Here is a 15,642-nt window from a genome sequence, read left to right as displayed (position 1 = left end):
TAAATACCTAATCTAACTATGTGTTTTGTTAACAAAGAGTCAATAAAAAAGACCAGAGTGCCAAGCGGTATTTCTAGGCCTTCTGGTCTCTTATAACGGAATTATATTGATAACTATCCCGCTAATTTTATCACAGGTGAATTAAATTTTTGATTTCCAAGACCCTCAATCCCCGAGTTACACTTATGGGGATCCTAGAAACTTTACCATATATTATAACATTATAATTATATATGTCAAGGCAGGATAACTAACTTTTTTAGGATTTAACATTGGCGCTATGCATTCCGTATCAATTCCTTAAGATGCGCATAATACAATATCAACTCCTGAGTATCGTGGCGTTTAGATGGCGGCAATAACCTGAAGATGAGCCGGCCGTCTGCCGACTCCTCCGGCATTATATAGAAGTCCCGCAGCACATCTGCCATAGCCAGGATACGGCTATGATCACCCGCCTTCTTCAGGGTCACAGCGATCATCTCTAACAGCGGATAGTACTCATTGCCGGAGAGACCCGAATCATCTATATACACAGAACGCACCCTTTCGCCCCTGATCTTCTCTGTCTCCTCCCTGGCCTCGTCCGTCGACGGAGAGAAGATGAATACCTCAGCCCCTTCTTCGATATGCCCTTCCAATTTCAGCTTCATATTCTTCGGGCCTGACCTGACGATCTCGAGATTTTGTAATATCTTCTCGTAGTCAGGGTCTCTCTTCAGGTCTTCGAGCGCCTCTATCAACCCTATCGGGTTTACGTACTGCCGGCCCCCTACCCCATCGACAAAGGCGAGGACGAGTTTCTTCTTTAACATATAATCCGCGATGGCTTCCACAAAACTCTTTGCAAGCCCTTCCGGGGCGCTCATATCTCTTGAGAGATAATAACCGGCCGGGGGTGCGGTCCTTACCGGTAGCACGGGCGATCCTCTTTTATCATAAAAGAGCGGTGGCACAGAAGGTGCAACCGGCTGTACCGTCGTCTCAACTTTTCGCGCCGCTTCTTCTTCCTCTTTACCTCTTCGCGCCTTTGCGGCCTCTTCCGCCGCACGCTGTGCGGCCTGCAACTCGGCCGAGAGATGTGCCCCGACGGCTGACGAAGGCCCTATCGGCGCGACCGGTTGGATCGTCCCGACTAAAAACGGCACTATCGGCAGCATGGCCGCCATTGGGTCTGCGGCCGGATGGCCGGTCAGGTGGGCGATCACAAATGATACTGCCGCGCCGATCAGAACGACGCCGGCAAGCAGGACGGGATGCGCAAATCCTGCGGTAGCCCCGGCCCCTTTCAGCCCCTGCTCGAACATAAATTTCTGAAAATAATATTTTGCAAATTCAAAGAATGATCTGCCGGTAATAGAGCTTATAAGGCGTGCGGTAAGCCTTTGCGCAATGCCTTCGTTACTCTCAAAGACAAGGCGGGCGTTTGGCCCTATATCATGATAGCGGTGGAGAGTATGGGTTCCCAGGCGCATCAATGCATGCGCATTCCCGGCCGCCTGGCGCGCCTCTTCTGCGCCGATGAAGTACGGCGCCCTGTCCTCGAGCAGCGTATCATAGACCTCCATGACATTCTGCAGGTATGGCCTTGAAAGCGGGACTACTTCTAAACTGGCCAGCCCGTTTTCGGGGTTACCTACACGATGGGACAGCAGTATATGGATGAAACCGTTCCCGCTCGCGACGGCGTCATCATACGTGCCATTCTTCCCGACAAGCAACACCGGTATATCCGTCTCAACATGATAATCTATATATCCTCCTATCATCTCCCGCAGGATGACGAGCGCCTCCTCCAATTCATCCGGTTCAGCGTCGGCTACCAGCAAAAGGTTGGCGTCGCTTTGATCATGCGCCGCCCTGCCGAACCTCCCCATGCTCCCCACAAGATAGATCGTGAACTCTCCTATACCCAGTTCGTCGCGCAGGATGCGCGCTATATCCTTCCTACCGAAGAAATCGCGCAGATCGGAAGCGAGCATATCTTTTTCTTCACCGGTCATGGCGGCATCACCCAGAGCATCTCTTCCTCTTGCATCAAGCTCGGTCTCCAGCCGCCTGAGGGCATCACCCTCGGGTGCCATAAAATTCTCCACTTCCTCCAGCTGCCTGGCAGGGCCCATAGCGACAGTCCCTATGCGCTCTTCCCTTAATGCTCTTCTGCCTTCGCCGCGGCCGTCGTGCCGTTCCATGCCGTCCTGAAGCGAGGAGGCGCCAAAAGGCCGCCCCTTATATGAACGGGCGCGCTCTTTTTGGACATACTCCCTGAACTTCTCCTTAAGAAATCTGTAAAGGCTGGGCTCCGAGGAATCATCCCAGTTATGCGCCTCCTCTACTATGACAAGGGCTATGGCGCCGACGACTGTGTCGTTTGCGTCGGACCTGATCCGCAGATCATAGCTCAATTCCTTCTCGACAAAAGCAAAACCGAAACGCATCAGGCCTGCCATGAGCCGGGTACGCGCGCCTTCGTCGCCGGTCTGCATCTTATGCCACAGGGCGACGGCCGCCTCTTCGGTCAGTTCCTTACCGGACGGGAGGAGCTGGTGATACGTAGTATCGGAAACCCTTCGGCCATATTCCGGATCCACCCTCCCCCGCGGCAATGGTATCTTAAAACGCCTGGCGGCATAGAGAAGCCCTGTATCACCCCCGTCTCTCTTCTTCGCGCGTAACGCCTTCTGGTTGCTAGCAAGGCCTTCTGCTTCGCGGCGCGCGATGGCGGCTATGACATCTGCCGGGGTGGTATATACGGTCCGGCGGGTCGGCCTGACGAGCCCGACCCCGTATCTCTTTGCGGCCTTATACAGCTGCCAATCACCGCCCCTCTCTTTGGGCTGCTGCAGGGCCACTGCGGTATTCGACATGCCCTGCGATCCGCGCCGTCTGAGCTGGGCCTCCACATCTTCTTTTCCGGTGTACGGCGAGATCAGGCGTATTCTTGGCAATTCGATGCCAAACCGGCGCGATGCCTTAAGCAGGCCCTGGTCACCGCCGGCGGATCCGAGAGCTTTCGGATTATTTGCAAGACCCTCTGACGAGCGGCGCGCAAGTTCTGCCTCTGCCTCTTCTTTCGTCTTATATTTCAATTCCTTTCCGGTCCGCCCTCCGGGGAGCCCGACGCCGAATTTTCGCGCGGCACGCAATAGCGCCTTATCGCCTCCGCCGGAATACGCCATCTGCAATGTCCCGACGTTATTTCTTAACCCTCTCTCTTCGCGGGCCACAAGCTCTTCATCTACCGACGCTTTCGTCGTATACCTCGAATTTTTCACAAGAACGGGCAACGCTACGCCGAATTTACGCGCCGCCTTCAGGAGTAACGAATCTCCCCCTTCGTCACCCCGCGTATTGAGCGCCTGAGGGTTATTTGCCAGCCCTTCATCATTTCGGCGTTCGAGCTCCGTTTCAACAGCTTCGCGGGTCCCGTATCTTGACGATTTATAACCGGCCGGCAGTTCTATGCCGAATTTTCGGGCCGCTTCCCGGAGGGGGTGGTCTCCGCCGTCTTCAACGTCGGCCCACAGGGCCTGCGGGTTATTCTGCTGGCCGCGCGCCTCGCGCCGCGCCAGCTCTGCCTCCGCTTCCTCTCTACTCTGATACCGCGATGGAGTACCCGATCGTCCTTGCGGAAGGGTGATCCCAAATCTCTTTGCGGCTGTCAGGAGCGCCGGGTCACCTCCCTCCTCCGCCCGTTTCGTAAGGGCGGACGATGTGCTCTCCAGCCCTCTCTTTGCGCGTGCATCCAGCTCTGCGCGCGTCTCGTTCTTTGTCCGGTACTTCTGCAGGGACACCCGCGGGAGCTTGACACCGAACTTCATCGCGGCCTTATAGAGCGCCCTGTCACCGCCTTCCTCATCGGAGGCCTGCAGGGCGGCGGCGTTACTGCTCAACCCGAGACGCGCCCTCTCTCTCAACACTTTTACCGTTTCCCTTCTGCTCGCATAGCCGTGTTTATGCAACATGGGAAGCGCCACGCCGAATTCTTCGGCGGCATACAGAAGGACGGCGTCCCCGCCTTCATCGGCACGCCGTGATAAAGCGGCCGGGTTATTGGGCAAGCCAGCCGATCCGCGGCGGGCAAGTTCCTCCTCGACCGATCTTTTGGAACTGTACTTTTTCGGTTTCGCGCCGCTCGGCAGTTCTATACCGAGACGTTCGGCGGCGCGTCGCAGGGCCACGTCGCCGCCTTTATCTATTCCGGCAACAAGCGCCTCTGCGTTATTAGCCAACCCGCGTTCGAGCCGCCGTTTGAACTCGGCATACACCTCTTTTTTGGTCTTATATCGTATCCTGTTCATTTTCCTGATAGGCACACCGAAGCGCCGTGCCGCGGCCAGGAGCCCCGTGTCTCCGCCGTCTCTCACCCGGCTTTTGAGCGCGATTATGGTATTGGCCAACCCGCGCCTTTCGCGGTCGGCAAGGGCCGCTACGACCTCTTCCTTCGTTCTGTAAGAAGGAAGTGTGCCGGATGGTTCCTTAGGTAATTTTACCTCGAATCTCTTCACGGCCCCCAGAAGAGAGGAGTCGCCTCCTTCGGCCATAGGCTTGTGCAACGCGGCGTGATTGTTTGCCAGGCCGGCGCCAGCGCGCCTCTTCAGCTCACGCATTACGGCGGACTTCGAGGCATACTTCTTTGTCCGTTCCGAAGGAAGTGTGATCCCGAATTTCCTGACGGCCACGTAAAGCGTTTCGTCTCCACCGTTCTCCTTTACTCTCTGCAATGCCGTCGGCGTATTGGAAAGACCACGGCGGGCGCGAGATAGCAGTTCCTTCTCCGCCGACCTTCTTGTAGGATAGGCGGATACCGGCTTACCGTCCGGGGCGCGAGCCCTCTTATCCTTCTTAACCCCGCCCATAAGTAATAACGGCACGAGCGGCAGCATACTTGCCATCGCGACCGTGCCGTCGCCCGGGAATAGGCCCTTCAGTATATGCTGCAGGGCCAGCAGAAATAGAACGCTTACGGCCGCGGTAAAGACCGAATGTTCTTTCAGGAACCTCTCGGCCGATTCTATGTTCCTCGTAAGATGCGAGGGCATCTGCTCTCCGCTCTTCTCTCTGGATGCGCGCTTTTTCTCAAGCAGATCCAGCAATCTCGCGACCTCATTCCTGGCGCCGTCCTTCATGGCCTCCTTGAGCCGGGTCCCGATGTCCGGCCTTTTGACCGTGGCTTCGGTCTTTTCAACTGCGGTTGCCTGCGGGACCGGCTGAACCGATACCGCCGCAACCGTATTTGGCGCTTGAGTGACCTCAGTCGCGGTCATGGCTGCATGCGGGGAACGGATCTTCCTGCCCATGCCAAGGATCCTCTCCTCGAAGTACCGGGTGCTGAACTCGTCGAACGCTTCACGATATGGAAGGAATGCATCTGTGAGCTGTCCTTCTATCATCCTGCCTGCATTTTCCGAGCTTTCGAAGACGAGCCTGGCGTTAGGACCGGCGCCGTAATACCTCTCTGGCTCAAGTATATGGAACCCCAATCTCATCAAGGCCCTGGCGTTACCGATCTTTCTCCTGTATTCCCTCTCTTCTACATCTGATTCGGCCCCGGCAAGCGTCTCATAATCTTCCTCGTCGTAGTATTCGTCCCCATCATGGTGATCTTCTTCCATCTCCCTGAACCTGACATACTCCTCCATGTGGAGCCGTATATATTCCGGAGAGAATGAAACGACCTCTATGGAGGCAAAACCGTTATCCGGATTTCCTATATGGAAAAGGTCCAGGAGCGAAATGAAACCGTTGCCGGCCGCCCTGTCGGCATAGTAGTGCCCGAATTTGCCTACCAGAAGCACAGGAAGAGACGTATGGCGCTGGTACAGCACGGCACCTCCCACCGCCTCCCTCATTATCCGGAGGGCCTCTTCGAGCTTTGACATATCTGCATCTACTGCCAATACCAGGTTTAAGTCGCTCTGATCGCGACGGGCGACCTTGAAGTGGCCCATGCTACCCACCATGTAGATGGCGTAGGGCTTTCCGAATAGCATATTCAAACGCTCCGGCACCTCTTTTTTGATAAATAATTGCCTTAAATTCGCGGCAAGTTTATCCTTATCCTCTCTCGTGAAGACATCATCACCGCCCGCCTCTACGTCACGTTCGTCAAGCTCCTCCTCCAATGCCTTCAGGCCGTCCGGGGTCAACAACCTGTCTACTACCCCGGGCTCTTCCCACACCGCGCTGTCTGTAACGGCTACGGACTCTCCGGCGAAACGACCCGTGGGTTCGTTATCCTTGACGGAACGCATGGGATGGTCCAGAGATCTTGTCATGGCACTCAACCGGTTGCGCAAAAATATCTCCCGTCTTACAAAATTGACGCTCCCCCTTACCCTTGACATCAGGAATCCGTAGAGCGTCCCCTGCGCCCCGCTCCATCTTTCGGGATCGGCCGGACCACGGTTCAATTCCGTAACTATGGTCTCGTTTGCCATGCTCAGGACCGATTCGTTATACTCGTTACTTCTGGAAATATCTATGCTTAAAAACGACTCATCTCCCAGCCATTCTACGACAAGCCGGCTCAATCCGTTGGCCAGCATGACACGCGCCCTCTCATCGCCTTCCGCCATCCTGCGCCATAATGATTCCGCCTCCTCTTCTGAAAGCAGTTCGTACCGCATGACATGCGCGCGATAGAGCGCCCCCGGGGCTCCGAGAGGCCTCCTGTCCATTTGCGTGCGCCGGGACCTGGCCTCGACCTCTCTCCGCCTTATCTCCGAGACCGTAGGAAGCGGTATATTATGGCGCTTCGCGGCGGCGTACAACGCTCCATTTGTGGTCTTCAAAAGGTGAGGTGTCTTTTCAGTATCGGGCATCGCTGCGAGCATCTGCTCCGCCTTCTCACCGGTATATATGGGCCTTCTTCCCGGGAGATCTCCGGTTATCCCGAACCTTCGTGCCGATTCTTCAATAAGCCGGCGGATGGCGTACCCGCCGTTTCCGTTTATACCCGAAAAATATGGCGCACCCAGCGCACTCATGATCGCGCGTACCGTATCTCCGGCCAGACCTTCCGCGGACAGGATCTCCCGCCTCGCTCTTGAAAATAGGCCTTTGTCCTGAGCGGCAACGGCTATGGCAAGCGCATCGATCCTCTTCCTGAGCATTGCGGAGTCACGTTTTGCCCGACGAGACCTCTCTCTGTACCTTATATATCCCTCAAATTCTTCATCATCCATGTCGCCCTGGCCATGAAGCAGCTCCGCTATATCCGCGCTTACCGCTTTTTCATCCAGGAACTTCGGCCTGTCAGCGGTATCCAACAGGATCCTGAATACCAGATCACCTTTAAAGGAATCTTTGTGCACCTCTATGAGATGTTCGTCCCTATCTGCCCCGCAGCGCTTGTACACCCTGACATCTTCCCGGGGTACCCCCTTGAATTCCAGCAGTTCACCCAGTCCATAATAATCTACCCGCCCCAGGGCAAAATCCTGATAGAACTGCGGCGAGGACAAAGATAGTTCTATGGGATTATCCTGCCACTCAAGCACATCGAGGATAGAGAAGAATATCCTCTCTCCGGATGAGGCGCACGATGCAGGCAGATCATCATCTCCGAGAATGATCGTGTGCATCTTTTCTGAGGCCAACCCATTTTTCGTATTAATAAGGGCAAATATCTCTACGCTCTTCCCGTATCTCTTCACCATCTCGATACCGGCGATCTCCTTCACCCCGGTCCTATTCAGATAGTTCAGGTATGCCTCTATCCCCCGGTAGCAGATCCCCCCTCTCCCGTCAAACCATACTTCTTTGTCGCCGACCGAGAGCCGCCTCCTCAACCGCCAATGCTCGCTCATATGTTTATTACGCCTCATCTGTAAGTCGAGAACGGAGACGGCATTCCCCTGCGCGATCGACTCGCCCGGTACACCCGAAGGATATCCGTCCATATCGAGGTCCACGGTCGTCAGGATCTCCCCTACTGGCTTGAGACCGGCTGTCTTACGGCGTATCTCTATCCTCTTATCGAGACTGCCCTCCTTAAGATATTTAAATGCAACCGCCTCGCCGCTCAATATACCCAGATGTCTGAAGAACGAGCCGGCTTTGTATTCGACGCCGTTAACGCCGAAAGATTCGCTTTTTCCTGAAATAGGCACCATTAGCGGCACGCCCTGCCTCTCCAGGACAGGCAATATCGAAAGCTCTCTCCTCTCTCCTATGGTTATACCCTCAGGAGCCAGGTCAGGGGCCAGTAAAATTTCATTCAGGTATTCATATTTGATATGGCCACCCATATTTATCAGCCCGTAGACCTCTACCTTACGGCCCAGACGGACCAGCTCGATACCCTCCAGATCTCCTAACCCGCATTCTATTAGATAATTAATGTATGCCCTCATGCCTGTATAGCGGAAATGTCCGATACTCGCGGATATATCACCCGGCTTGACCGTAACCCGTTCCGGCGCGTCGGGACCCTTTTCGGGCCGCTCAACATCCTTTACGGAAGGAGAATGTGCTTCATCGCCTTCTTTTTTCAGCATATCCCATTCCGGCTCGGTGCCGTTCTTTACCAGATATCCTGCGGGCACTCCGCAGTACGATGCCATACTCTCCAACTGCAGGACCGACGGCCTTATATCGCCTTTGATCATCTGCTTCAACCGTGTCGTCCTTATGCGCATCTTCTTTGATAATTCCGCTCGGTTTATATTCAATTTCATGATGACCTTATCGATCCTCTCGCCCCAACCTGCGACCACCCCTACAGTTTCCCAGCGGGGCTCGTCTATCCCTGTCAACAGATATCTGACGCTCACCTCGTGCCTGAAGAGCTCCGCAAACCTTGAAATGTAGCTGAGCGTAGGCCTCCTCCCGTTCTCCACATACCGCAGGTAGTTGGTGCCGCTGACACCCAATTCACGGTTCGCCTCCATAGGCGATAGGCCGAAAAGGCCTCTCACCATTTTTACTCTCCCGCCTATATCACCCCTCTTCCTTAACGCCTCCCGATCTACGCTATCTTCATCCAGCCTTATATAGTCAGGGGGCACTCCCAATATCTCCGACATAGCCCCAAGCAAAGCGGCGGGCGGCGGGGTAAGTTGTTCGTTCTCCCACCTCGAGATTTGCAGTTGGGTCACCGCCCCATCCATCAAAAAGCTGAGTTCTTCCTGGCTCAATCCCTGCGCCTCCCGGACCCTCTTAAGCCGCTCGCCGAAGCCTGCCAGATAGATACTCCCGTCACCAGCCTTTTTGAATTTATTGCCGGCGTTCGGCTTCGCCCCGCCCATAAGTAATAACGGCACGAGCGGCAGCATGCCTGCCATAGCGACCGGGCCTTCGCCCGGGAATATGCTCTCCAATATATACTGCAGGGCCAGCAGAGCGACCGTGCCGATGACCGCCGCAAGCACAGGCCGGGCTGATAATATCTCCGGATATACAGAGACATAGGGCCTGTCACGAAGCAGCTTATTTTCGAAGTACTCTGTCGTTTCGGAGTCAAATCTGTCCCTATATGTAGAAAAGGCGACTTCCAATCTCCTTTTAAACATGTTGCTCACATCCTGCGCGCTTTCATATATCAATCTTGCATTAGGCCCTGCGCCCCTATACCGCTCCGGCTCCAATACGTGGAAGGCGAGCCTTCTTATGGATCTGGCCTCCGCTATTATGCCTTCTTCTATCTCTTCCTCTCCGTATTCAGACCTCATAAGGTCGTATATCCTGCCCTCTATATAACCGGACGATAAAGGCACCACCTCTATTGACGCGAATCCTATTTCAGGATCGGGGCTGCCTATGCCGAACATTTCCAAGAGGGAGATAAATCCATTCCCCCCGGCTTTATCTATATCATAGCGGCCGTTCTTCCCCAATAACAGGATAGGTAAGGATGCGTCATCCTGATAGGCCACCCTCCCTCCTATCTCATTTTGCAGCACCCTTAACACTTCTTCTATATTATCGTTATCATTATCTATGACAAGGACCAGGTTCACATCGCTTAAATGGTGACGGGCCGGTTTAAAACGTCCCATGCTGCCTACCATGTATACGGCAAAGGGCTTATGCAAGAGCCTGCCTATCTTTCCCGGGATACCTTTTTCTATCAGCAGCGCCTTTATCCTCGCCGCCAATTCATCTTTTTCGTCGGGCATTATTATGCCTTCACCGGCTGATTCCGCATCCCTTTCGGCCAGGGCCCGGTCAAGGCCATTTATACCGTCCGGGGATAAGATCCTGCCGATCTCATCGGGATGATAACGGGTGATATCCGCAGCGGCTTCTATGCCTTCATGCCCGGTTCTCTTTGTCGGCCCATTACTCTTATTTGAATATTGGAGCGCATCAAGCCGTACTGCCGTCCTTTCGACCGCTTTTTCTTCGTACCTCTCTTTTCTCGCCCATTTGATAGCCCCTCTTATCCTGTTTATCAGGAATGAGAAGAGGGTATCCGGTTCGCCGTCCCATGCCAGCGGATCAGAATCGTTCTTAGACCTCTCCAACTCTTCCAGTATCGTCTCATTTGCCGTGCTCAATACGTCCTCATTCCATTCGGTGCTTCTTGACAGGTCCATGCCGAATACAGAGTCATCTTCGAGCCACATCACTACAAGCCGGCTTAAGCCGTTTGCGAGCTCGACCCGCGCCTGGTCATCGCCCCATGCCATCCTGCGCCATAACGCCTCCGCTTCTTCCTGGGAGAGTTCACCGTACCTCATGACGGAGCCTCTATACAGAGCTATCGGACCGGGTACGGGTTCTATCCTTCTTCCGCCCGTTGCATGAAGACGGTATCGGTCAAGAAGGCCGTGCTTTTTCATTGCACCCCACAATCCTACATCGCCTCCTTCATCGGCTTTACGATTTCTCAGGAAACCAGGGTTGAGCGGGAGACCGGCCCTCTCCCTCTCCCGGATCGCTTCGAGTGTCCTCTCTAAAGGCCACGAATCTCTTCTTGCCGGGACGGAATATCCGAGGTCGTTGCCCTGCCTCCTCAATATATCCATAAGATAGTATCTTTCGCTATTGTTCTCGGCAGGCCTATTTTCGGGCAGGCCGTCCTCGTCCAGGATAATGGAATGAGTTTTGGTCCTTGTCTCTACGCCGTCCTTACTACAAACAGCAAATATATCCACTCTGTCCTTTGACACCTTTACGAAATCCAATCCTGAAATATCGGCCGTCCCTTTCCTTGCCAGATAACTTATGTAGGTCTGCAATCCTATATACTCCACCCCTCCTATGTTTATCACATTCTGGACTATTGATGCTGACCGGGTCATGGGATATACCTCGGCGTCTATCTTGCCGCGCTTTATCTGGAGCTTCAGGAGATTTACCCTTATCCTCTGCCCGGGGTCCGGCATGGCCGGTTTCGGGACACCGACAGGAAAGCCGTCTTCGTCAAGGTCTATCACGGTGATAAGTTCGCCTTTTCTCATGAAGCCCTTCTTCTTCATGCATATCTCAATACGTCTGTTCGGCTCCCCGTCCCCTGTATATCTGAAAGCCACCACCTCGGTGGACCTTAGTCCTAAATGCTCCAGGAACGACCGTATCCTGTAGTCGACTATCTTATAACCGAACCCTTCTATCTCAGGATATACGGGTATCATAACGGGCGCACCCTGTTTTTCAATGACCCTGGATATCGACATCATATTTCCGTCGACGCCCTTGGGCCTGAGATCATCGCCCAACAGTATCTGATGGGTTTCCCGCAGTAATACCCCTCTGCCTTTTCTTGTGCGGGCAAATATCGTTAATTTCGAAGACCCGTACCGTATCTCGAGCCCTTCCAGGCCCTCTATGCCGCACTCCTCCAGATGCTTCATGTAAGTCAATAATTTAGTATAAGTGAACGGGCCTATGGTCTTGTTATTTACGCTTCGTTCGATAATGGTCCGATCGGGTATCTTTTCTTCCGGTATTGCCGTTTCGGGATGGTTTTTCATGAAAGAATAGACGATACCCGGGTCTCTGATACCGTGATTACGCGCCCACGCGCTCACACTTCCTTCCTTACGAACCTCGGCATGAAATATCTTTATCCGTTCCTCCGGACTCTGGTCTAACCTCCCGGGAAACCACGGCCGCAGCAGGGCTGAATAGACCCTTTCGCGAAGACCTTCATAGGATTCGACGAAGGTTTGGACGCCGGAAGGATCTCTCCCATGCTCCCTTGCCCAGGCTGCAACGCTGCCTGCCATCAATATCTCTTTAATGAAAAGATTAAGGCGTTCGCCGGTGGACTGGCCGGGTTTGCCCGATACCCATAGCTTTAGCGGATTCGCTTTCCTTGCCCTTGCAAGCATCCTACGGAGCACCGGGATCCTATCGATATAACTTCTTACGGTGTTTGGTCTCTGCCCCTTCTGCCGCGCCCATTCGTTCAGGCTTTCCGTATTTATGATCTCGTCTACCAGCATCCTCCACCGTTCCATAATAGGGTCTTCCGGGCTTCCCGGTAACCATGAACGGTCTTCTTTGGAAATATCTGTCTTATCGGATCTTCCGTATACAAGCATAGGCAGGATCGGCAGCATGGCCGCCATAGCGGCCGGGCCATTGCCTGCGAAGAGGCCCGGGAAGAGATTCTCAAGTATATACGGCAGGATCATCATGGCGATGATGCCGATAATGAGTGCCGGATGTGACGGCCTGCCGCCGTTACCGGGCCCTGAGATCTCCGCTATCTTCGCCATCGCCTTCTCCATCCGGCCGAAGACCTCTTTCAATATCGCCAGGTTTTCGGCGCCCCCCTCACACAACAGCACTCTTCCCGAGAAGAAGTTGGAGAGTTCGGTCCGGAGCATCGGATCCTTCTCGGTGCCGGCATGAACGACCTCCCCGGGGACTATCTCCCCTATCTCTTTCCCGGTCAGGGACCTGAGAAAGGCAAAGCTATCCTCTGCCGCTATCTTGCCGAATGCCTCTTTCGCCCTTTCCGCCCTTGCCTCAAAGGAGAGGGTATCGTCACTCAAAAATCCGAGATGATTCCGCGCGTTGTGCGTGATCCATTTCAGGAAGCTCTCCTCTGCCTTTACTACCTCACCCGTCTCTTTAAGTTTGTAAGTCCATATATTCTGGTGGTCCAGGGATGCCGCAATATCAAGTGATCTTACAAAATAAGCGGTCCAATCGTTGATGGCCTGCGCCCTGTCCGATCCGGCGGTCTTCGGCTCTTCCGGCCAAACGATCTCCTTCAACCGGCGCCCGGCGCCCCGGGCAGGTCCCGATGCCTTGACAGTGATGACGACCGAGGTGCCGGCATCTTCCACGTGACGCTCCAGGAGGCGGCGGGACCCGTCCGGCTCCTGTATAAATTCATATCCGTTATCGTCCGCGGTCCTGGTGATGAAGGATATGGCAAACCCGCATTCGGCGCATATGCGGAGCGCCTCCCCGACGGCCCTGCCGTCGCCGCCCTGCGTCAGCCCTGACGACTGGTCCTTTGTGGTCATAGGAAAATCATCCCGCATCCATGCCGCGAGCACTTCAGCAGGTATACCCTTGCCCTTATCTTCCAGCATAAAATGGACGAGGCCGTTTCTCTCGTCGCGCAAAATCCTGAACCTTATCGCATCCCGGAAGAGGCGGTCCGTATCTTCTTCGTGGTTGGCGCGCTCGAATATGCCGTCAACCGAATTCTCGACCGCCTTATAAAGGACCCCCAGGATGAGGATCTGCAGATCGATGGTTATCATGCCTGAGCCGTCGACCTCTTCTTCGACACCCGCGCCTATTATGCCCGTCGCGCTCTTCCTGACAATGGCATACCGCGGGTTGTTTGGTCCCACATACTCTATATCGAAGGACCTTTCTCTTACAGTCCTGCCGCTTATGCGGTCCTGCCGGGACGGCTCTCCGGCGCCGGGGGCGCGCTCCGGGAAGGCCTTCCTGTACCGGTCCCGGTAAGTGGCCAGGAGCGCGTCAAATGCGGCCGTGTCGATGCCCGCCTCCGCGGCAAGAGCATTAAGGGATCCTCCGGGCATACGTCTTAACGGTTCTAAAAATCTCGCCAGATAGGCGGGTGATATCTCCTTCCGGGGAGACCTGAGCGTCTCCATCAGCTCCAAGAGGCCTCTCCTGGTATCCTCCCTCTCTCTTGTTTCGCTCTCCGCCCTGGCCCGTGTCCTGATCGCTTCAAGCGCGTCATTCAATCCGTATGAATCTACCAGCAGCATGATGTCGGGTACCGTACTCTTCAATTCTTTCGCCGTCCTGGCCAGGTCACCTCCGGTTGAAGTAAGAGCTCCGGTAAGAGATCCAATGGATATGGCCAGCTTGAGATCCTCGATGTGCGCGGCCCGGCGGGCGTCTTCCCGCAACTTTTCCTCAAGCGCTCTCTGCCTCCGTTCGGCGTTCACGGCCTCTTCCTCACGCCGCCGTTCCATCTCGGCAAAATCGCCGAGGATCCGGCGTATATTAATAAAACGCCTCGACAGCTCGGGATCCTCTACAGAGAACGGCATGCCCGACATCTCTTTCATAAAGTCCCGGGCCCCGGCGATCGTCTCGTCTGTCGGAGCCCTTAATCGTTCCAGTATGGCGTCGGCGTCTTGGATAAGATAATGATTGGCCGCGCGAAAAATGTCGCCGGGCGTAATGCCAAAGCGCCGCGCAAGTTTAGCAAGCTTCCTGCGTCCCATCCTCTCGCCGATTTCGCTTCCTGATTGCCGCACTACTACGAGGATATCCTCACGCGAAACCTTTTTGAGGACCTCCTTTAACCGTTCGGCGCGCTCTTCTCTCTGTATCGCAGAGTTGAGAAGCATCCGGAGCGACTCTACTTGACGGTCCAGCCCCGGCGTCTTAACGGAGGCGTCGAGCGCGTCGTATTCGGCCAGGAACCGGCCGGCCCGATCGATGGCGTCCGGTCCTTCACCCTCGAGCCCGGAAGCGATACTGCCGGCCCTATCGCGCAGATCCTTCCTTACGGGGCCGTAAAGACGCTCTTCTATCTCCGTACGCCGTGCGTAGAAATGGCCGGCGAGCCGCGCCCGGATCGCGTCTTTCCGTTCCTCCGAACCTATCCCCGCTGACGTCTCCTCATCCAATATCCCCAGTAACTCCTGCGCCACTTCATCCTGCCCGGCCGGCAATTTAGAGACGTCCAGCATCATATACACAAAGGTCGTCCCCAGCCATGCTTCGGCATCTTCATCAAGATCGTTATCGGCCGCGGGCGGATGAGCGCGTTCCGGGGCCCTCTTCACCTCGAAGGACCTGTCAGGCGCGACGACCGCCTCATATGCCCATGTATACCGCCCCTCTACATCCCCGACGAAACAAGGCACTATCCAGTTGTCGCCGTCTTTATATTTTCCGGTACTTTTGCCTATCGAAAGATCGGCAGGGCTGAAATCGAGTATGACCTCAACGCCTTCATAGACGCGCGGCATAAGGCGCAGGTTGAACGTCCCTATATCGGTGCTCTCGATGATATATTTAAGCGGGATCTCTATCAGCCCTTTATGGAATATCTCGGGGTTCGAAGGAAGGAATTTCGACTGTACCTGCAGAGAATAGCCATCCTTTATGATCTCAGGATCTGCCCATAATATATCCTGCGCAAAGAATGTCACTATAAGTATCGACGAGATTATCTTGTAAATTATCTTTTTCATTTGCATGATTTAGATACAATCTGGGTTGCTAATCTCTTAATATAAT

The 15,642-nt window shown here is 54.6% G+C and carries 1 protein-coding gene; it reads right to left on the bottom strand.

What is annotated here, in order from left to right:
* Positions 1 to 278 precede the first annotated feature (278 nt).
* Positions 279 to 15,596 (bottom strand): helix-turn-helix domain-containing protein, encoded by a 15,318-nt coding sequence (locus tag WC515_03180; GenBank protein ID MFA5146366.1) that lies wholly within the window; start codon positions 15,594 to 15,596, stop codon positions 279 to 281.
* Positions 15,597 to 15,642: the final 46 nt, after the last annotated feature.

The organism is Candidatus Omnitrophota bacterium, from assembly GCA_041650805.1.
Lineage (GTDB): Bacteria > Omnitrophota > Gorgyraeia > 2-01-FULL-45-10 > 2-01-FULL-45-10 > JBAZKM01.
Note: the sequence above shows the minus strand (reverse complement) of the source record. Positions and strands in the feature narration are given on the sequence as shown.

Bases quoted from the DNA above. Each gene is read 5' to 3' on its own strand.
- WC515_03180 (MFA5146366.1), bottom strand. From the start codon at position 15,596: ATGAAAAAGATAATTTACAAGATAATCTCGTCGATACTTATAGTGACA.